Source organism: Leifsonia sp. ZF2019 (assembly GCF_019924635.1).
Lineage (GTDB): Bacteria > Actinomycetota > Actinomycetes > Actinomycetales > Microbacteriaceae > Leifsonia.
Map to the genome: position 1 here is coordinate 1872858 of NZ_CP065037.1, position 18519 is coordinate 1891376.

21 protein-coding genes are annotated in these 18519 nt (G+C 70.4%); 19 read left to right on the top strand and 2 right to left on the bottom strand.

The window, feature by feature from the left end; all coding sequences use genetic code 11:
- The first annotated feature begins 15 nt into the window (after positions 1–15).
- Together IT072_RS09250 and trmD are read left to right on the top strand one after the other, a co-directional pair.
- The gene (locus IT072_RS09250) at positions 16–1239 is read left to right on the top strand and encodes an MFS transporter (protein WP_223360665.1); all 1224 of its coding nucleotides are present in this window, start codon (positions 16–18) and stop codon (positions 1237–1239) included.
- Positions 1240–1249: 10 nt separating this feature from the next.
- Positions 1250–1942, top strand: a complete 693-nt coding sequence (trmD, locus tag IT072_RS09255) for a tRNA (guanosine(37)-N1)-methyltransferase TrmD (protein WP_223360666.1) — start codon at positions 1250–1252, stop codon at positions 1940–1942.
- Positions 1943–1974: 32 nt separating this feature from the next.
- On the opposite strand, the gene map is transcribed toward trmD, so the two are convergent.
- The gene (gene map / locus IT072_RS09260; RefSeq protein WP_223360667.1) at positions 1975–2739 is read right to left on the bottom strand and encodes a type I methionyl aminopeptidase; all 765 of its coding nucleotides are present in this window, start codon (positions 2737–2739) and stop codon (positions 1975–1977) included.
- Positions 2740–2861: 122 nt separating this feature from the next.
- Between map and IT072_RS09265 the strand changes: the two genes are divergently transcribed.
- The 9 genes from IT072_RS09265 (at position 2862) to IT072_RS09305 (ending at position 10168) form a co-directional block, all read left to right on the top strand.
- Entirely contained in the window at positions 2862–3356 is a 495-nt protein-coding gene (locus tag IT072_RS09265; RefSeq protein ID WP_223360668.1) for a hypothetical protein, read from the top strand.
- A gap of 184 nt (positions 3357–3540) precedes the next feature.
- The gene (gene rplS / locus IT072_RS09270) at positions 3541–3888 is read left to right on the top strand and encodes a 50S ribosomal protein L19 (protein ID WP_223360669.1); all 348 of its coding nucleotides are present in this window, start codon (positions 3541–3543) and stop codon (positions 3886–3888) included.
- Positions 3889–3976: 88 nt separating this feature from the next.
- On the top strand, positions 3977–4723 hold the full coding sequence (gene lepB / locus IT072_RS09275; RefSeq protein ID WP_223360670.1) for a signal peptidase I: 747 nt from the start codon (positions 3977–3979) through the stop codon (positions 4721–4723).
- The gene (locus IT072_RS09280) at positions 4723–5385 is read left to right on the top strand and encodes a ribonuclease HII (RefSeq protein ID WP_442786801.1); all 663 of its coding nucleotides are present in this window, start codon (positions 4723–4725) and stop codon (positions 5383–5385) included. Before lepB ends, IT072_RS09280 begins: the two co-directional genes overlap by 1 nt.
- 29 nt (positions 5386–5414) lie before the next feature.
- Entirely contained in the window at positions 5415–5738 is a 324-nt protein-coding gene (locus IT072_RS09285) for a DUF2469 family protein (protein WP_018190696.1), read from the top strand.
- A 105-nt stretch (positions 5739–5843) separates the two neighbouring features.
- Entirely contained in the window at positions 5844–6200 is a 357-nt protein-coding gene (locus IT072_RS09290; RefSeq protein WP_223360672.1) for a YraN family protein, read from the top strand.
- Entirely contained in the window at positions 6200–7741 is a 1542-nt protein-coding gene (locus tag IT072_RS09295; RefSeq protein WP_223360673.1) for a YifB family Mg chelatase-like AAA ATPase, read from the top strand. The genes IT072_RS09290 and IT072_RS09295 overlap by 1 nt, the downstream gene beginning before the upstream one ends.
- Positions 7738–9009 (top strand): DNA-processing protein DprA, encoded by a 1272-nt coding sequence (dprA, locus tag IT072_RS09300; protein WP_223360674.1) that lies wholly within the window; start codon positions 7738–7740, stop codon positions 9007–9009. Before IT072_RS09295 ends, dprA begins: the two co-directional genes overlap by 4 nt.
- Positions 9010–9211: 202 nt before the next feature.
- On the top strand, positions 9212–10168 hold the full coding sequence (locus IT072_RS09305) for a tyrosine-type recombinase/integrase (RefSeq protein WP_223360675.1): 957 nt from the start codon (positions 9212–9214) through the stop codon (positions 10166–10168).
- 100 nt (positions 10169–10268) lie between these two features.
- Here IT072_RS09305 and IT072_RS09310 read toward each other — a convergent pair whose 3' ends face one another.
- Positions 10269–10868, bottom strand: a complete 600-nt coding sequence (locus tag IT072_RS09310) for a murein hydrolase activator EnvC family protein (RefSeq protein WP_223360676.1) — start codon at positions 10866–10868, stop codon at positions 10269–10271.
- A gap of 281 nt (positions 10869–11149) precedes the next feature.
- On the opposite strand from IT072_RS09310, the gene IT072_RS09315 reads away from it, so the two are divergent.
- The 8 genes from IT072_RS09315 to IT072_RS09350 all read left to right on the top strand — a co-directional run bounded on the left by IT072_RS09315 (position 11150) and on the right by IT072_RS09350 (position 18470).
- A complete protein-coding gene (locus IT072_RS09315) occupies positions 11150–12646 on the top strand; it encodes a sugar porter family MFS transporter (RefSeq protein WP_223360677.1) in 1497 nt (498 codons plus the stop codon).
- Positions 12647–12898: 252 nt separating this feature from the next.
- Positions 12899–13798, top strand: a complete 900-nt coding sequence (rpsB, locus tag IT072_RS09320; protein ID WP_223360678.1) for a 30S ribosomal protein S2 — start codon at positions 12899–12901, stop codon at positions 13796–13798.
- Positions 13799–13842: 44 nt separating this feature from the next.
- The gene (tsf, locus tag IT072_RS09325) at positions 13843–14673 is read left to right on the top strand and encodes a translation elongation factor Ts (RefSeq protein WP_223360679.1); all 831 of its coding nucleotides are present in this window, start codon (positions 13843–13845) and stop codon (positions 14671–14673) included.
- Between the two features lie 126 nt (positions 14674–14799).
- Complete coding sequence (pyrH, locus tag IT072_RS09330) at positions 14800–15513, top strand: UMP kinase (RefSeq protein WP_223360680.1); 714 nt, start codon at positions 14800–14802, stop codon at positions 15511–15513.
- Between the two features lie 78 nt (positions 15514–15591).
- Complete coding sequence (gene frr / locus IT072_RS09335) at positions 15592–16146, top strand: ribosome recycling factor (RefSeq protein WP_223360681.1); 555 nt, start codon at positions 15592–15594, stop codon at positions 16144–16146.
- A gap of 2 nt (positions 16147–16148) precedes the next feature.
- Positions 16149–17147, top strand: coding sequence for a phosphatidate cytidylyltransferase (locus IT072_RS09340; protein WP_223360682.1), 999 nt, complete (start codon positions 16149–16151; stop codon positions 17145–17147).
- Positions 17148–17160: 13 nt separating this feature from the next.
- Positions 17161–17700 carry a DivIVA domain-containing protein gene (locus IT072_RS09345; RefSeq protein WP_223360683.1) on the top strand — a complete coding sequence of 180 codons (540 nt, stop codon included), beginning with the start codon at positions 17161–17163 and terminating at the stop codon, positions 17698–17700.
- A 71-nt stretch (positions 17701–17771) separates the two neighbouring features.
- Complete coding sequence (locus IT072_RS09350) at positions 17772–18470, top strand: lytic transglycosylase domain-containing protein (RefSeq protein WP_223360684.1); 699 nt, start codon at positions 17772–17774, stop codon at positions 18468–18470.
- The last annotated feature ends 49 nt before the right edge of the window (positions 18471–18519 follow it).

An 18519-nucleotide genomic window follows, 5' to 3' on the forward strand; every position in this document is an offset into this window, starting at 1 on the left:
ATTAGGGTATACCGCATGATGCCCGTCCTTCAACGATCCGACTCGCGACGGCCCCGCCCGTGGATGATGCTGGGGTTCGGCGTGCTCGCCCAGGCGAGCTCGACGGTGTTCGTCTCGACCCCGGCGTTCCTCATCCCGATGCTCCACACCGAGAGGGGACTGAGCCTCGCCCAGGCGGGACTGCTCGCGTCGGCGCCCACGCTCGGGCTCGTCCTCACGCTCATCGCGTGGGGGGCGCTGAGCGACAGGATCGGGGAGCGCTGGGTGATCGCCTCCGGGCTCGCCCTGACCGCGATCGCGGGGCTCGCAGCGATGTTCGTGTCGTCGTACGTGCTGCTCGGCGCGTTCTTCCTCCTGGGCGGCATGGCCGCGGCCAGCCCCAACGCCGCCAGCGGGCGCGTCGTGATCGGCTGGTTCCCGAAGGAGCGGCGGGGACTCGCCATGGGCATCCGCCAGATGTGCCAGCCGCTCGGCGTCGCGATCGCCGCGATCTCCATCCCGCTGCTGGCGAATGCAGGCGGGGTCGCCGCCGCGCTGATCGTTCCGACGGCCCTGTGCGCCGTCTCGGCCGTCTTGTGCGCCGTCGGGATCGTCGACCCGCCGCGACCGCCGCGGAAGGCGTCCCCGGGGGAGTCCGAGCACCGACAAGCGACCTGGCGCCCCTATCGCGAGACCTCGCTGCTGTGGCGCATCCACTCGGTGTCGATGCTGCTGGTCGTCCCTCAGTTCACCGTGTCGACCTTCGGCCTCGTGTGGCTCGTCACCGAGCTGCGCTTCTCGTCGCTGGCGGCCGGCATCGTGATCGGCGTGAGCCAGTTCGCGGGTGCGATCGGGCGCATCGGGGTGGGCGTGCTCAGCGACCGGGTCGGCAGCCACCTGCGCCCACTGCGCTGGGTGTCGCTCGCGGCCGTCGTGGTCATGCTCCTGATGGCGGCCGCCTCGGCCTTCGGCTCGGTGCCCGCCGCGGTCATCCTGATCGTCGCGGCGATCGTCACGGTCGCCGACAACGGCCTCGCCTACACGTCGGTCGCCGAGATCGCCGGGCCGTTCTGGTCGGGCCGTGCCCTCGGCGCGCAGAACACCGGTCAGTTCCTGGCGGCGTCGGTCGTCGGGCCCGCGGTGGGCGGCCTCATCGGCTGGCTCGGCTATCCCGTCGCCTTCGCGGTGGTCGCCCTCTGCCCGGCCGTCGCGACTCCGCTCGTCCCGCGCGACCGCGAGCTGGCCGTCGTCCCCGAATAGACTCGTCTGCATGCGCATCGACATCGTCACGATCTTCCCGACGTTCTTCGATGTGCTGGACATCTCCCTGCTGGGCAAGGCGCGGCAGTCGGGGATCATCGAGCTGGGCGTGCACGACCTGCGCGACCACACCCACGACAGGCATCGCACCGTCGACGACACCCCGTACGGCGGGGGAGCCGGCATGGTGATGAAGCCGGAGCCCTGGGGGGAGGCCCTCGACGCCGTGCTGGGCGACGGAGCGCACGATCCCGTGGTGATCTTTCCGTCGCCGGCCGGCGAGGTCTTCACCCAGTCCCTCGCGCGCGAGCTGGCCGAGGAGGAGCACCTCGTCTTCGGCTGCGGCCGCTACGAGGGGATCGACCAGCGGGTGTTCGACGACACGGCGACGCGGGCACGCGTGCGGCTGATGAGCATCGGCGACTACGTGCTCAACGGCGGGGAGGTCGCGACGATGGCGATGATCGAGGCGGTAGGCCGTCTCATCCCCGGCGTCGTCGGCAATCCGGAGAGCCTGGTGCAGGAGTCGCACGAGGACGGTCTCCTGGAGTACCCGAGCTACACCAAGCCGGCTCAGTGGCGCGGGCACGAGGTGCCGCCGGTGCTGCTTTCGGGCAACCACGGCGCGATCGCGACCTGGCGGCACGAGCAGCAGCTCGAGCGCACCCGGCGCGTGCGTCCGGATCTGCTTCCCGGAGACTGAAGCGCGCGGGAGCCGGCAGCGTCGCCGCGGGGCTACGGTGCGGAGAGGACGAGGGGGCCGTCCGGCGTGATCGCGACCGTGTGCTCCGAGTGTGCTCCGCGGGAGCCGTCCGCGCTGCGCAGCGTCCAGCCGTCCGGGTCCGTGACGATCCGGTCCGTGGTCTCGAGGAACCACGGCTCGATCGCGATGACGAGTCCGGGCTTGAGCGGGAAGCCACGGCCGGCGCGACCGTCGTTCGGGACGTGCGGGTCACCGTGCATGGTGCGCCCGACCCCGTGGCCGCCGAACTGCGTGTTGATCGAGTAACCCTCGGCGTGCGCGACCGCCGCGATGGCGGCGGAGATGTCCCCGATCCGCCCGCCTGGCTGCGCGGCGGCGATCCCCGCGGCCAGGGCGCGCCTGGTCGTGTCGATCAGGCGCAGGTCCTCGTCGCGCGCGGACCCGACGACGATCGACACCGCGGAATCGGCCACCCACCCGTCCACGCTCGCGGCGAAGTCGAGGCTGAGGAGGTCGCCGTCGCGCAGCCGGTAGTCGTGCGGGAGGCCGTGGAGTACGGCATCGTTGACGGACGTGCAGATGACCTTGCCGAACGGGCTCGCTCCGAACGACGGGTGGTAGTCGATGTAGCAGGATTCGGCGCCGCGCGACCGGATGAGGTCGTGCGCGATGCGGTCGAGCTCCAGGAGGTTGACGCCCACCTTCGCCGCGGCGGCGGTCTCGCCCAGCACCTCGGCGACGAAGCGGCCGGCCGGCCGCATCTGCTCGATCTCGGCGGGGGTCCTCAGCTCGATCACGGGTGCGTTCCTCTCCTGACGCCGTCCGCGCGCTGCGCACGGCGCATCCCAGTCTTCCACGGACGTTCGGCCCTCGGCGAACCCGCAGCCGGAGCACAGGCGGGCGCGGCTACGCTGGTCGCGTGATCATCCGCAAGGCGTTCTACTGGTGGCTCTTCCCGTCCGCCGTGGTGCTCCCGGTGTGGCTGCTGATCGGCTGGGCGGCGTTCAGCCAGGGGAGCGGCTGGAGCTTCCTCGGCCTCCTCATCCTGTGCCCGATCCTCTTCCTCGCCCAGCTCGCCGTCGGCGGCATCACGGTCGCCCGGCGCAGCGCACGCGACGTCCGCGCCGTCTCGTGGGCCGACGCCGCCCTCCTCACCGGGTGGCACGCGTCGGTGATCGCCTTCGGGTTCTTCCCGGCCGGTGCGGCGGGCTGGCTCGCGGTGCTCGCGGTCCTCTTCTTCCTCGGCACGTTCTGGCTCTTGCTCTGGGAGCTCGTCACCGACATGCGGGCGCGGGTGCAGCAGACCTTCGAGGCGTACGAGCGCGCCGCCCAGCCGCAGCAGGTGCGCCGCCCCGGGCCGGCCGATGAGAGCATCGAGTACATCGTGGTCGAGGAGCGGCACGACGACCGCTGACCGCTTTGGCGATCAGACCCCCGGCATGGCAGAATGGATGCTTGTGCCGCGGCCCGGCTCTGCCACAGGGGAGCCAGCATCGACTCGTGCACACCCCAACCGAATGAACGGCCGCCCGCGCCTCGCGTGATCGCGGCCCCGAATCCGTCCCCGACCTGTCGGCGGGTACAGAGAGCGAACAGCAATGCACATCCTCGACCAGGTGGACGCAGCGTCCCTCAAGTCGGACATCCCCGAGTTCCGCGCCGGAGACACCGTCAAGGTGCACGTGAACATCATCGAGGGCTCGCGCGCGCGCGTCCAGGTGTTCCAGGGCGTCGTGATCGGCCGCTCGGGCGAGAGCGTCCGCGAGACCTTCACGGTCCGCAAGATCAGCTTCCAGGTGGGCGTCGAGCGCACCTTCCCGGTCCACTCGCCGGTCATCGACAAGATCGAGGTCGTCACCCGCGGTGACGTCCGTCGCGCCAAGCTCTACTACCTGCGCGAACTGCGCGGCAAGAAGGCGAAGATCAAGGAGAAGCGCGACAACTGAGCCGCTTCCCGCAGCGTGTCGCGCGGCCCTGCGCCGCAGTCGTCCTGAGCTCCCGGTCCTACACTGGTCCGGGAGCTCAGACGGTTAAATGACGGAAGACACGGTTCCCGCAGGCGCGCGGCGCGCGGCGGGTGGCGAGCGCGAGAAGCGGCGCACGGCGCTGAGGTTCGCGCGCGATGCCGCGATCATCGTCGTCGTGGCCCTCCTGGTGTCGTTCCTGGTCAAGACATTCGTCGTCCGCTCGTTCTACATCCCCTCCGGCTCGATGGAGAACACGCTCCAGATCCAGGACAAGATCATCGTCAACGAGCTGCAGCCGTCGCTCCTCCCGCTCGCCCGCGGCGATGTGGTCGTGTTCCGGGATCCCGGAGGCTGGCTGCCGCGCGCCGCCCCGACGCGGCAGGACCCTCTCGGCCAGGTGGTCGACACCGCGCTCACCTTCGTCGGCCTGTCGGCGTCCGACAGCGACGACCACCTGGTCAAGCGCGTCATCGGACTGCCCGGCGACCACGTCACCTGCTGCACGGCCGGCGGGCGCCTCACAGTGAACGGGGTCCCCATCGTGGAGCCGTACGTCGTCGTCCCCTCCGGGCAGGTCGACGCCGCGACCGTCGCGTTCGACGTCACGGTCCCCGCGGGCGAGCTCTGGGTGATGGGGGACAACCGGTACGCGTCGCAGGACTCGTCCCGCAATCAGGCGCTGCCGGGGCACGGTTTCGTCCCGGTCTCGAACGTCGTCGGCCGGGCGTTCGTGATCAGCTGGCCGGCCAGCCGGTGGACCTGGTTGGACGACTATCCTGAAGTCTTCGCACGTGTGGAGGAGAGCTCAGGATGATGGCCCCGGTGACGCCGACGCTGCGCTTCGAGAAGGCGCTGTACCGCGACGGGGTGACGTCCATCGTCGCCGTCGACGAAGTCGGGCGCGGCGCCCTCGCCGGCCCGGTGGCGGTCGGCATGGTCGTGATCGACACGGCGGTGAGGCGCATCCCGGTCGGGCTGCGCGACTCCAAGCTGCTGCCGGAGGCGGCGCGCGAGGCCCTGGAGCCCGCGTGCCGACGCTGGTCACTGTTCCACGCGGTCGGCCTGGCCACCGCCGCCGAGGTCGACTCCCTCGGAATCATGCGGTGCCTCGGTCTCGCCGGAGCCCGGGCGCTGGCCGCTCTCGAGGAGCAGGGGGCGTCCGTGCACGACAGCACGCTCATCCTCGACGGCAACTACGACTATCTCAACCCGTCGCTGATGCGCCCCGCGCGTGTGGTGACCCGCGTCAAAGCCGACCGCGACTGCGCGTCGGTGGCGGCTGCTTCGGTGATCGCGAAGGTGCACCGGGACCGGTTGATGATCCAGCACGACGCCGAGTACCCGGGCTATGGCTGGGCGAGCAACAAGGGGTACTCCTCCCGCGAGCATTTCGCCGCGCTGGACGCGCTCGGCCCGAGCGCGCTGCACCGTCTCACCTGGCTGAAGGACACCGCCACCCTCGACATTCCTCTCTGAGCTCCGAACCGGCATAGACTTGACGGACGATGGATGAAGACGAGTTCGACGACTACGACCGCGAGGTCGAGTTGGCTTTGTATCGCGAGTACCGGGACGTCGTCTCGCAGTTCAAGTACGTGATCGAGACGGAGCGCCGCTTCTACCTCGCCAACGAGGTGGAGTTCGTGCGCCGGGACACCGAGCACGACTTCTACTTCGAGCTCACGATGAACGATGTGTGGGTGTGGGACGTCTACCGCGCCGACCGGTTCGTGAAGTCGGTGCGCGTGCTCACGTTCAAAGACGTCAACATCGAGGAGCTCTCGAGCAAGGAGTTCGAGCTCCCGAAGGAGCTCGCTCTCGACGAGTAGCACGTTCTCCTCCACAGCGGCCCTCTCTCCGCCTCCTCTCCACCGATCTTCCGGATCCGCCCGCTGCGGGGCCTCCTCCGCCCAGTCTGGTGGCAGGAGGAACACATGGCAGAGAAAGACGAATTGGGCCGTCGTGGCGAAGCGGTGGCAGCGGAGCAGCTGGAGGCGTCGGGCCGTGTCGTGCTCGACCGCAACTGGCGTTGCGCGATCGGGGAGATCGACCTCATCCTGCGAGAGGGCACGACGACCGTCTTCGTCGAGGTGAAGACGCGCAGCTCGCTCGCGTTCGGGCATCCCTTCGAGGCCATCACGTCCGCGAAGAGCGCCCGGTTGCGGCGACTGGCGGCGGAGTGGTGCCGCGAGAACGGTCCTCTGCCGGGCGACATCCGGATCGATGCGGTCGCGGTGATCGACGCGTGGGATCCCGCGCCGGCGGTCGAGCACCTCGCCGGGATCGCGTGATGGCGCTGGCACGCGCGTTCGCCGTCGCCTTGACGGGCGTACGGGGTGACATCGTCGAAGTGGAGGCCGACATCTCCGCCGGGCTCCCGGCCTTCGTGCTCATCGGTCTGCCGGACGCCGCGCTCGGCGAGTCGCGCAAGCGTGTCAGTGCGGCCGCCGTCAACGCGGGCAGCCCCCTCACCCAGCGCAAGCTCACGGTCAACCTCTCCCCGGCGTCACTGCGCAAGCAGGGGAGCGCTTTCGACCTGGCCATCGCGATCGCGGCGCTGGCCGCGGCCGGCGACGTTCCGGCGGAGTCGGCCGCCCGCGCGGTCCACCTCGGCGAGCTGGGGCTCGACGGGCGGCTCCGGCCCGTCCCCGGGGTGCTGCCGGCGGTCGTCGCGGCCCGGGAGGCCGGCTTCCGGCGCGTGTTCGTCCCGACCGCCAACGCTGCGGAGGCCGAGCTCGTGGAGGGGATGGAGGTCGTCGCCGTCGTGGGACTCCGGGCAGCGGCGATCGCCCATGGTGCCGACCTCGACCCGGTGGACCTCGATCCCGTGGAGGGGCCTCGGCTCGACCTCGGTCCGGCGGACGAGCCGGACCTCGCGGACGTCGCCGGCAACGACGAGGCGGTGGACGCCCTCGTCGCGGCAGCGGCGGGCGGCCATCACGTCGCGATGGTCGGACCTCCCGGCGCAGGCAAGACCATGCTGGCTCGGCGGCTGCCGTCGTTGCTGCCCGATCTGAGCGGGGAGGAAGCCTTGGAGTCGACGTCGATCCGCTCGCTCGCGGGGCTCGGGGTCGGCGGCGGCCTCGTCCGCCGGCCGCCGTTCGAGGCGCCGCATCACACCGCGAGCGCGGTCTCCCTGGTGGGCGGCGGCAGCGGCCGCATCGTTCCCGGAGCCATCGTGCGCGCGACCAACGGGGTCCTCTTCCTCGACGAGGCCGCCGAGTTCCCGCCCTCGGTGCTCGACGCCCTGCGGCAGCCGCTCGAGTCGGGGTCCGTCAGCATCCACCGCGCGAGCGGTGCGGCGACCTTCCCCGCGCGGTTCCAGCTGGTCCTCGCCTCCAACCCCTGCCCGTGCGGGCGTTACGGCTCGGTCGACGAGGAGTGCACCTGCACGCCGATCGCGCGCCGTCGGTATCTCGCGCGAATGTCAGGACCGCTGCTCGACCGCGTCGACATCCACCTCACCGTGCGCAGGCTCGGACTCGCCGCGCTGCGATCGGGGCGGGACGGGGAGCCGACGGGTCGCACCAGTGCTGCGCTCCGGGAGCGCGTGCACGCCGCGCGCTCGGCGGCGGCGGCACGGCTGGAGGGCACCGGTTGGTTCCGCAACGCCGACGTGGCGGGCGTCTGGCTGCGGTCGGGATCGCGGCGCATCGGCCCCGCCACCCTCGGACCCCTCGACCGGGCGCTCGAGCGCGGCGCGATCACCATGCGCGGCTACGATCGGGCGCTCCGTCTGGCGTGGACTCTTGCCGACCTCGACGGTGCGGTTGCGCCGACGGCTGACCATCTCGGGCGCGCACTCTTCCTCAGGCGGGGGATCGGCGCATGACCGCAGACAGAGGATTCCTCGGCGTCCCCTATGCACGGCTGGCGGCGCTCCTCGATCCGGTCGCCGTGGGTGCGCCCGTGGTGGCGGACGCGGGCGATGCCAGGGAGGCCGTGCGTATCCGCATGGCCCGCGCGGCGCTGGGGACGATGTGCGAGCCCGGTGATCTGGACGCCGGCGCGCTCGTCGCGGCGCTCGGCCCGGTCGAAGCGCTGACCGCGATCGTGGACGACGAGGACGCCTCCCGCCTGCTGCAGCGCATCGGCGGCACCTCGTCGAGCGCGCGCCAACGTGCGCGGCTGGAGGAGGCGCTGAAGCGCTGGCGCGCTCGCGGGACGCTCGAGTCGGGAGTGCGGGCCCTGGAGATGGCCGCGCACGTGGGGGCGCGCCTCCTGACCCCGGAGGATGCCGCATGGCCCGACGGCCTCCCCTCACTCGGTGCCGGCGAGCCTCTCGCGCTCTGGGTGCGCGGCGATCCGGGGCGACTCGCGGGGTTGCGTCGTTCGATCGCTCTGGTCGGCGCACGGGCAGCAACCGGCTACGGGGAGCACGTCGCGATGGAGAGCTCCGCCGGGCTCGGCGATCGCGGCTTCGCCATCGTCTCCGGCGGGGCGTACGGCATCGACGGAGCCGCCCACCGTGCCGCCCTCGCGAGCGGACACGTGACGGTCGCATTCCTCGCCGGCGGTGTCGACCGCCTCTATCCCGCCGGTCACTCCGACCTCCTCCGCCGTGTCGCCGACACCGGCCTCCTCCTCGGGGAGCTGCCCTGCGGGTCGACGCCCACGCGCTGGCGGTTCCTGATGCGCAACCGCCTCATCGCGGCATCCAGTGCGGCGACCGTCGTCGTCGAGGCCGGGCAGCGCTCCGGCTCCCTCAACACGGCCGGTCACGCCGCTGAGATCGGCCGCCCATTGGGAGCGGTGCCGGGTCCGGTGACATCACCCGCCTCCGCCGGCTGCCACCGGCTCATCCGCGAGTACGCCGCCACCTGCGTGACGACGGTCGAGGAGATGGCCGAGCTCGCCGGTCCGATCGGCGCCCCGGGCGGAACGGCGGGCGACGCGTCCGCCGACGCCTCCGTGAGGAATGGCGCGGACGGTGACGACCTCACCGTGCTCGCCGCCCTCAGCGACGCCTGCGGGCTCGAACCGGGCGACCTCGTGCGAGCGACCGGACGCTCCGTCCGCGACGTGAGCGCCGCTCTGGGCCGCCTCGAGCTCTCCGGCACCGTCCGTCTCACCGGGCGCGGATGGGAGGCGGTGCGATGAGGCAGCAGCGCGAACGGGTGGCGAGAGGGGGCAGGAGGCGAGGCGGTCGACCCGTGGGTCGAGGGAGCGGATCCATGGGTCGAGGGAGCGGACCGAGGGATCGGCATGGTGACGAAAGCGCGGCTCCGCTCAGGCGGCCGATCCCGGGGTCCGCCGAGGGTCGCTGCACGCGTCGGCCGTCGGCGAGGGGGATGCTGGAGGGGTGCACTTCACGGACGCGATCGACGGCTACGCCCGCCACCTCGAGGTCGAGCGCGGATACTCCGCGCAGACCGTGCGCGCGTACCGCTCCGACCTGACCGCGCTCGCCGCGTTCGCCGCCGCCCGTGCGGCTGCGGCGCGCGGAACGGAGACGGTCGCGAAGACGTCGGCGGCGGGCGCATCGGTCGGCACCGAGGCCGTGACCCTCGAACTCTTGCGGGACTGGCTCTGGGACGGGGCGCAGCGGGAGCTCGCGAAGGCGACGCTTGCGCGGCGGTCGGCGGCGGCGCGCGGGTTCAGCGCGTGGCTGACGCGAATGAGCGGGGCGCCGGTCGATCCCGCTGCGCGGTTGCGTGCGCCGCGGCCGGACAAGACCTTGCCGCGCGTGATCACACGCGCCCAGATGGACGACCTCCTCGCTGGGCTCGCCGCGCGGGCGGACGAGGGCGAGCCGGCTGCCTTGCGCGACCTGACGGTGATCGAGCTGCTGTACGCGACAGGCATCCGGGTGTCGGAGCTGACCGGGCTCGACGTCGACGACGTCGACCTGGACCGGCTGACCGTCCGCGTGCTCGGCAAGGGAGCGAAGGAGCGTGTGGTGCCGTTCGGGGTGCCCGCGTCGATCACCGTCCGCCGCTACCTCGCCGACGCGCGACCCCGGCTCGCCGCCGAGCGCTCCGGCCCGGCCCTGCTGTTGGGCGCCCGCGGCGGCCGGCTCGGTCCGCGTGCCGTGTACGAGCTGGTCGCCGGGCTGCTCGCAGAGATCCCGGGTGCGGGTCCGGCGGGGCCGCACGCCCTCCGGCACACGGCCGCGACGCATCTCCTCGACGGCGGCGCCGACCTGCGGGCGGTGCAGGAGATCCTCGGCCACGCCAGCCTCGGCACCACCCAGATCTACACCCACGTCTCGACCGAAAGACTCACAGAGAGCTACCGCATCGCCCACCCGCGCGCCTGAACGCTGGAAGCGGACGCCACGCACAACACACCGGCCGAGCAGAGCCCATCGGCTGAGCGGGAGCGGGAGCGGGAGCGGTGCGGGCCGGTTCTGAGCGCGCTCATCGGCCGAGCGGGAGCAGGATCGAGGGCGGGACGCGCTCGAATAAGAGCAGCGGTGAGACGTACTCGCCGTCGACCCGGACGCCGACATGCAGGCAGGCGTCCGCGCAGTGACCGCCCGTGGCCACGACACCGAGAGGGTGACCGCGCGTGACCGTGTCCCCGGCCGCCAGAGACGAGTCGAGAGGCTCGTAGCTCGAGAGCACCCCGTCGCCGTGGTCGAGTGTCACCACGGAACGGTCGACCACCCGCCCGACGAAGCGGACGATGGCGGTGTCGGGGGAGCGAACCGCGCTCGCCGTCGTCGACGCGATGTCGATGCCGCGGTGCCCCGCCGAGTAACGATCGACCGGAGACTCGAACCCGCGCGACAGATGCGAGGGAGCGAACGGCCACTCCCACCGGGGCCGCTCCTGCGCCGCAGCAGAGGCCGCGGCCGATGCCGCCGATGCCGGCTCTCCGACGACGGCAGTCGGTATCGCCGTCGTCTCCGCCTTCGCCACCGAACCATGGACGGCCACGAGGATCACCACTCCGGCGCCGACGACCCCGGCGCCGACCACCCACACCCGCTGTCCCCTCTCACTCCACCCGCTCACGCGACTCCTCCTCATCTCGTCCTCGTATCGGCCGGCCCGTTCCCTCCGCCTTCACCCTCGCGCAGGCATGACTCGCCGGGAGCGCTTCTGCGGTTCCGGTGGAGAACGCCGATTATGCACATCCGTTCGCCTGTCGCTTTTGCCGACCGCGATTCCGGGCGTACGGTGAACAGCGCCGGTGAGGCTCCTGATGCGGATCGCGCGCGGGGTCGGTGCCGGAAGGGCCTGTGATCCGACGGCTCACGCACGGACGGCCCACAACCGAACAAGGGGATAACGAGATGTCTGGACAGCGCAGCAGCGCCGCAGAGGACGAGGTCGGGTACGAACCCACGTCCGCGATGAAGCGACGGGTGGTGGGGCTGGCCGTGTCGGCCGCGGTCGGCGGGTTCCTCTTCGGTTTCGACTCGTCGGTGATCAACGGCGCGGTGGACTCGATCCAGGAGCACTTCGCGCTCAACGCGTTCGTCAAGGGCTTCGTGGTGGCCATCGCGCTGCTGGGCTGCGCGCTCGGCGCATACATCGCGGGTCGGCTCGCCGACCACTGGGGCCGCATCAAGGTGATGCTGCTCGGCGCCGGCCTCTTCCTGGTGAGCTCCATCGGCGCGGGACTGGCGTTCTCGGTGTGGGATCTCGGGCTGTGGCGTGTCGTCGGCGGACTCGGGATCGGCATCGCCTCGGTCGTCGCCCCGGCCTACATCGCCGAGATCTCGCCGAAGCGTTCGCGCGGCGGGCTCGCGTCGCTCCAGCAGCTCGCGATCACGATCGGTATCTTCGTCGCCCTCCTCTCCGACGCACTCCTCGCGGGTGTGGCCGGCTCGGCGTCGAGCCAGCTGTGGTTCGGCCTGGAGGCGTGGCGGTGGATGTTCCTCGTCGGCGTCGTCCCGTCGGTCGTGTACGGCATCCTGGCCCTGAGCCTTCCGGAGTCGCCGCGCCACCTGCTCGCGACGGGCAAGCGCGACGAGGCGAAGAAGATCTTCGCCACCCTCGTCCCGGCAGACCACGTCGACCAGCAGATCGCCGACATCGAGCGCGCGATCGCCGAGGACAAGCAGGGAGCGAAGGCCTCGCTGCGCGGCGACCGGTTCGGCCTGAAGCCGATCGTCTGGATCGGCATCATCCTGTCGGTGTTCCAGCAGTTCGTCGGCATCAACGTGATCTTCTACTACTCCACGTCGCTCTGGCAGGCGGTCGGTTTCACCGAGAGCAACTCGCTTCTCATCACGGTGATCACATCGGTCACGAACGTGGTGGTGACGGTCGTCGCCATCCTCCTGGTCGACCGGATCGGCCGTCGCCCGATCCTGCTGACCGGGTCGGTCGGCATGGCGGTCTCGCTCGGGCTGATGGCGCTCTCGTTCACGTTCGCGACGAAGTCGGGCGACGCGGTGTCGCTGCCGAACCCGTGGGGGCCGATCGCGCTCATCGCCGCCAACGCGTTCGTGATCTTCTTCGGCGCATCGTGGGGTCCGCTCGTCTGGGTGCTGCTGGGGGAGATCTTCCCGTCGCGCATCCGCGGCGTCGCGCTCGGTGTCGCCGCCTCGGCCCAGTGGATCGCGAACTTCCTCGTCACGGTCTCGTTCCCGCCGATGTCGGACTTCTCACTGCCGTTCACCTACGGCATGTACGCCGTGTTCGCGGCCCTGTCGTTCTTCTTCGTGTTCTTCAAGGTGCCGGAGACGAAGGGCATGGCGCTGGAGCAGGCGGAGACGCTGTTCACGAACGCCCGTGGACGCCAGCGCGGACCACAGGTGCGCTCCACCGGCGACAACGCGTAGGCCCCGTTCCTGATAGGATGTGCGAAGCACTCCGCTCGTCGGAGTGACTACGCGTGCCCGGACACCCGCAGGGTGGGGCGCACTTCCACCGGTCTCCTCCACACATCCCGAGCGGTTTTCCGCGCGGGCGGACGAGGAGCGGAGGTGCGCGGGGCACCAGGAACGGCGGCCGCCGGCCGCCGTGGACAACCGCACATCGCACCCGTCCCGGCATGGCCGAGCGGGCGCGCCCAACACAAGGAGAAACGGCAAATGGCCGTCGTCACCATGCGCCAGCTGCTCGACAGCGGCGTCCACTTCGGACACCAGACCCGCCGCTGGAACCCGAAGATGAAGCGATTCATCCTCACCGAGCGCTCGGGCAGCTACATCATCGACCTGCAGCAGTCGCTCACCTACATCGACAAGACCTACGACTTCGTCCGCGAGACGGTCGCCCACGGCGGCACCATCCTCTTCGTCGGCACCAAGAAGCAGGCGCAGCAGGCGATCGCCGAGCAGGCGACCCGCGTGGGCCAGCCCTACGTCAACCAGCGCTGGCTCGGTGGTCTGCTGACCAACTTCCAGACCGTCTCCAAGCGCCTCGCCCGCATGAAGGAGCTCGAGGAGCTCGACTTCGAGGGCACCACCAGCGGCTTCACCAAGAAGGAGCTGTTGATCAAGAAGCGCGAGCTGGACAAGCTGCACAAGTCGCTCGGCGGCATCCGCAACCTGTCGAAGACCCCGAGCGCGCTCTGGGTCGTCGACACCAAGAAGGAGCACCTCGCGATCGACGAGGCGAAGAAGCTGGGCATCCCGGTCATCGCCATCCTCGACACGAACTGCGACCCGGACGAGGTCCAGTACCCGATCCCGGGCAACGACGACGCCATCCGCTCGGTCGGCCTCCTGACCCGCATCGTCGCCGACGCCGCGGCCGAGGGCCTCATCCAGCGCCACCAGAAGCCCGAGGAGGGCACCGAGCAGGCCGAGCCGCTCGCCGAGTGGGAGCAGGAGCTGCTGCAGGGCCAGGCCGAGGTGCAGTCGAGCGCCGAGACCGAGAAGGCCGCTGACGCCGACCTCGCCGAGGCCGAGGCGGACTCCGCCGAGGTCATCGCCGAGGGCGAGGCCGACGCCGAGGCTGCGGCGGACGCCGAGCCCGAGGCCAAGTAGTCACCCCACAAACCCGCTTTCGACAAGAAGGTTCCAGTCAGAACATGGCAAACATCAGCATCGCTGACATCAAAGCCCTGCGCGAGCAGCTCGGCACGGGCATGGTCGACACCAAGAAGGCGCTCGAAGAGGCCGGTGGCGACATCGAGAAGGCGACCGAGATCCTCCGCTTGAAGGGTGCGAAGGGCAACGCGAAGCGTGCCGACCGCTCCACCAGCGAGGGCCTCGTCGCGGCCAAGGAGAACGGAAACGGCTCCGCCACCATGATCGAGCTCGCTTGCGAGACCGACTTCGTGGCGAAGGGCGAGAAGTTCATCGCCCTGGCCGACAAGGTCCTCGACGCGGCCGCCGCCGCGGGTGCGACCACGGTGGAGGAGGCCCTGGCCGCCCCCGCCGGCACTCAGACCGTCGCCGAGCTCATCGGCGACGAGGCCGCCATCCTGGGCGAGAAGGTCGAGCTCCGTCGCGTCGCATCCGTCTCGGGTGAGAACTTCGCGATCTACCTGCACAAGACCTCCAAGGACCTGCCGCCGCAGGTCGGTGTCGTCGTCGGCTACACCGGCTCCGACGCGGAGACCGCCCGCAGCATCGCGCAGCACATCTCGTTCGCGAACCCGACCTACCTCACCCGTGAGGACGTTCCGGCCGCCGAGGTCGAGAACGAGCGTCGCATCGTCGAGGAGATCTCGCGCAACGAGGGCAAGCCGGAGGCCGCCCTCCCGAAGATCATCGAGGGTCGCCTCGGCGCGTTCTTCAAGCAGGTCGCCCTGCTGGAGCAGGAGTACGCCCGCGACAACAAGCTGACCATCGCCCAGGTGCTGAAGGACTCGGGCCTGACCGTGTCCGGCTTCGCCCGGTTCAAGGTCGGCGCCTAAAGCACCGATGAAGGAGTCCGGATCGCCGTGAGCGATCCGGACTCCTTTTCTGTGCGCCCACCCATAGGCGCACGAAAAGACACGCACTAGCGTTAGAACGAAAACCACGGAAGGACCACACACGACATGTCGGCAGCCAACACGAGACGCAGGGTCCTTCTCAAGCTTTCCGGCGAGGCGTTCGGCGGGGGGCAGCTCGGCGTCAACCCCGACATCGTGAGCAGCATCGCCCGCGAGATCGCGCAGGCGGCGGAGGACGTCGAGATCGCGATCGTCGTCGGTGGCGGCAACTTCTTCCGCGGCGCCGAGCTTTCGCAGCGCGGGATGGACCGCGGGCGCGCCGACTACATGGGCATGCTCGGAACGGTGATGAACTCGCTCGCCCTGCAGGACTTCCTCGAGCAGGCGGGCGCGGAGACGCGCGTGCAGTCGGCCATCTCGATGACCCAGGTCGCCGAGCCGTACATCCCGCGCCGCGCGGAGCGCCATCTCGAGAAGGGCCGCGTCGTCATCTTCGGCGCCGGCGCCGGACTGCCGTACTTCTCGACCGACACGGTCGCCGCGCAGCGCGCGCTGGAGATCAGCGCCGACGTCGTGCTCGTCGCCAAGAACGGCGTGGACGCCATGTACGACTCCGACCCGCGCACCAATCCAGGGGCGCGCAAGATCGAGCACATCAGCCACCAGGAGGCGCTGCAGCAGAACCTCAAGGCCGTGGACTCCACCGCGCTGAGCCTCTGCATGGACAACGGCATGCCGATGCGCATCTTCGGGATGGAGCCGGCCGGCAACGTCACCGCGGCACTGCTCGGCGCCGAGATCGGCACCCTGCTCGGCTGACCGCTGCCTGGCCCCGCCGCCGGGTGCGACGCGTGGGCTCTAGACTAGACACCGATTCACCGATCTGAAGGAGAAACCGTGATCGCGGATGTGATTTCCGATGCCCGCCAGCGCATGAGCAAGACCGTTGATGCGGCGAGAGAGGACTTCGGCACCGTGAGCGCGGGCCGCGCTAACCCGGCCCTCTTCCAGAAGGTGCTCGTGGACTACTACGGTTCGCCGACGCCGCTGGCCCAGCTGGCCGGCCTCCAGAACCCCGAGGCCCGGGTTCTGCTCGTCACTCCCTACGACAAGTCGGCGCTGAAGGAGATCGAGAAGGCCATCGTCAACATGCCGAACCTCTCGGCGAACGTCGGCAACGATGGCGAGATCGTCCGCGTCACGCTTCCCGAGCTCACCGAGGACCGCCGCAAGGAGTTCGTGAAGATCGTCCGCGGAAAGGGCGAGGACGCCAAGGTCGCCATCCGCAACATCCGCCGCAAGGCGAAGGACGACCTGGACGCGCTCAAGGGCGAGATCGGCGACGACGAGGTGGCGCGCGGCGAGAAGGAGCTGGAGTCCCTCACGCGAACCAACGTCGACGCGGTCGACGAGGCCTTGAAGCGCAAGGAAGCCGAGCTCCTCGAGGTCTAGGCATGAGCGAGGGGAGCGACCCCGGCGCGCCCCACGCGCCGGTGACGGGCAGGCGGGGGAAGCCGCGTTCACGCGAGGAGCTCCGCGCGCAGGTGCAGGCCACACGCGCGGACTTCGAGCGTCAGGTTCAGGCCCGCAAGGCACAGCTCGACGCGACGAACGAGCTGATCGAGCAGCGCACCGGGCGCAACCTGATCCTGGCGATCCTGATCGGGCTGGGCGTCGGGGCGATCGTGGTCGTCAGCCTCATCTTCATCAAAGAGCTCTTCATCCCGTTCGGGATGGCGATGGCCGGGTTCGCGGCCTTCGAGCTCACGCAGGCGTTCCGCGGCGCCGGTCGTCGCGTTCCGCGCGTCCCGACCCTGCTGGCCGCGGTGGCGATCATCCCCGCCGCCTTCTGGTTCCACGCCGGCGGACAGCTCGTCGCCCTTGCGGCGGGTATCGTCCTCGTCGTCGTGTGGCGGCTGATCGAGGAGGCCGCGCTTCCGGTACGACGCGCCGGGGGAGCGGCGCTCGTCCGCGACCTCACCTGGAGCGTCCTGGTGCAGCTCTACGTCGGGCTTCTCGCGAGCTTCGTGCTGCTGCTGCTCGCGGAGCCGGGTGGCGAGTGGTGGGTGCTGGCGTTCGTCATCGTCGTCGTCGCGGTCGACACGGGTGCGTACGCGGCCGGTCTCGCGTGGGGCAAGCACCCGATGGCGCCGACCATCAGCCCGAAGAAGACCTGGGAGGGTTTCGCCGGTGCGACGGCCGCAGCCATCGTGGCCGGTGTGCTCGTGTCGATGTTCATGATCGACCGGCCGTGGTGGTTCGGCATCGTGTTCGGCGTCGTGCTGCTGCTGACCGCGACCGCGGGGGATCTCTCCGAGTCGCTCATCAAGCGCGATCTCGGCATCAAGGACATGAGCTCGTGGCTGCCGGGTCATGGCGGCTTCCTCGACCGTCTCGACTCGATCCTGCCGTCCGCCGCCGCCACCTACGTGCTGTTCCTCATCTTCCGATGACACAATGGGGGACGTGAGCACCTTCCCCCGCACCCCGAAGAAGCAGGGCTACGACGTCGAGCAGGTCGACGCGTTCCTGCAGACCGCCCGGCGCGCGTACGACGACGACGCCTCGGCCCCGCTGACGTCGGCCGACATCCGGCGCACGGCCTTCTCGATGCAGAAGGGCGGCTATTCGACTACACACGTCGACGCGGCCCTGGAGCGGCTCGAGGACGCCTTCGCGCAGCGCGAGCGCGAGGGCGCACGGCAGAGGATCGGTGACGAGGCCTGGTTCGCCGACGCGCGCAGCACCGCGCAGGTCGTGCTGAACCGGCTCGACCGGCCGGTGGGCCACCGCTTCGACCGGGTCAGCTTCCTCACCCTGGGCTACCACCGGCAGGACGTCGATCGCTTCGCGAACCGTCTGGTCAAGTACTTCCAGGACGGCCGCCCGATGAGCGTCGAGGAGGTCCGCACGGTGACGTTCCGCGAGCAGCGCGGCGGCTACCGGGAGGTGCAGGTCGACCTGCTCCTGGACAGCGTCACGGACGTCATGCTCGCCGTCCGGTGACCCTGGCTGTTGCCTGAACGCGTGCGCGGTTTCTTGGATTGTCCGCGGAAGTCCGTTATGGTCTTGTGATCGTGGGTAGACGAGAAGCAGCAGAGATCGTTCCGCTGACCCCGGCCAACCCGGTCGGAGTCGCCTTCAAGCGATCCCGACGACCGCACATCCGGTCGCGAGCCCTGCTCTGGGGTTTCGCCTTCACCGCCGCTGTGGGCTTCGCCCTGGTGAACGTGGTGGACCCGTACTCCGGTTCGGCGGCGACTCCGGCGTATGCGGACACGCTCCCGACCGCCCCCACCACGTCGCGCTTCGGCGGGGCGCCCACGCAGTCGCTCACCGCTCCGGACTCGTACACCACCCAGGTGCAGCGTGACACGGTGAGCGTGAAGGCCAAGCCGACGCCCACTCCGACTCCCACCGCGACGAGCAAGTCGTCCGGATCGTCCTCCGCCCCGGCTGTCGGGACGCCCGACCCCGGGACGGCCCAGGCGATCGCCTACGAGATGCTCCAGGCCCGTGGCATGGGGGACGACCAGTTCAGCTGCCTGGTCGCGCTCTGGAACAAGGAGTCGCACTGGAACGTGTACGCGCACAACACCAGCAGCGGCGCGTACGGAATCCCGCAGGCGCTTCCCGGCAGCAAGATGGCATCGGCCGGGTCCGACTGGGAGACCAACCCGGCGACGCAGATCACCTGGGGCCTCGGCTACATCACCGGCCGATACGGCGACCCGTGCGGCGCCTGGGGGCACTCGCAGTCCTCCGGTTGGTACTGATCGGCGGCGCGGACCGGCGTCCGGCGCGGCCTGGCCGGCCGGTTTAGAC

Bases quoted from the DNA above. Each gene is read 5' to 3' on its own strand.
- IT072_RS09250 (WP_223360665.1), top strand. From the start codon at position 16: ATGATGCCCGTCCTTCAACGATCCGACTCGCGACGGCCCCGCCCGTGG.
- trmD (WP_223360666.1), top strand. From the start codon at position 1,250: ATGCGCATCGACATCGTCACGATCTTCCCGACGTTCTTCGATGTGCTG.
- rplS (WP_223360669.1), top strand. From the start codon at position 3,541: ATGCACATCCTCGACCAGGTGGACGCAGCGTCCCTCAAGTCGGACATC.
- lepB (WP_223360670.1), top strand. From the start codon at position 3,977: ATGACGGAAGACACGGTTCCCGCAGGCGCGCGGCGCGCGGCGGGTGGC.
- IT072_RS09280 (WP_442786801.1), top strand. From the start codon at position 4,723: ATGGCCCCGGTGACGCCGACGCTGCGCTTCGAGAAGGCGCTGTACCGC.
- IT072_RS09285 (WP_018190696.1), top strand. From the start codon at position 5,415: ATGGATGAAGACGAGTTCGACGACTACGACCGCGAGGTCGAGTTGGCT.
- IT072_RS09290 (WP_223360672.1), top strand. From the start codon at position 5,844: ATGGCAGAGAAAGACGAATTGGGCCGTCGTGGCGAAGCGGTGGCAGCG.
- IT072_RS09295 (WP_223360673.1), top strand. From the start codon at position 6,200: ATGGCGCTGGCACGCGCGTTCGCCGTCGCCTTGACGGGCGTACGGGGT.
- dprA (WP_223360674.1), top strand. From the start codon at position 7,738: ATGACCGCAGACAGAGGATTCCTCGGCGTCCCCTATGCACGGCTGGCG.
- IT072_RS09315 (WP_223360677.1), top strand. From the start codon at position 11,150: ATGTCTGGACAGCGCAGCAGCGCCGCAGAGGACGAGGTCGGGTACGAA.
- rpsB (WP_223360678.1), top strand. From the start codon at position 12,899: ATGGCCGTCGTCACCATGCGCCAGCTGCTCGACAGCGGCGTCCACTTC.
- tsf (WP_223360679.1), top strand. From the start codon at position 13,843: ATGGCAAACATCAGCATCGCTGACATCAAAGCCCTGCGCGAGCAGCTC.
- pyrH (WP_223360680.1), top strand. From the start codon at position 14,800: ATGTCGGCAGCCAACACGAGACGCAGGGTCCTTCTCAAGCTTTCCGGC.
- IT072_RS09340 (WP_223360682.1), top strand. From the start codon at position 16,149: ATGAGCGAGGGGAGCGACCCCGGCGCGCCCCACGCGCCGGTGACGGGC.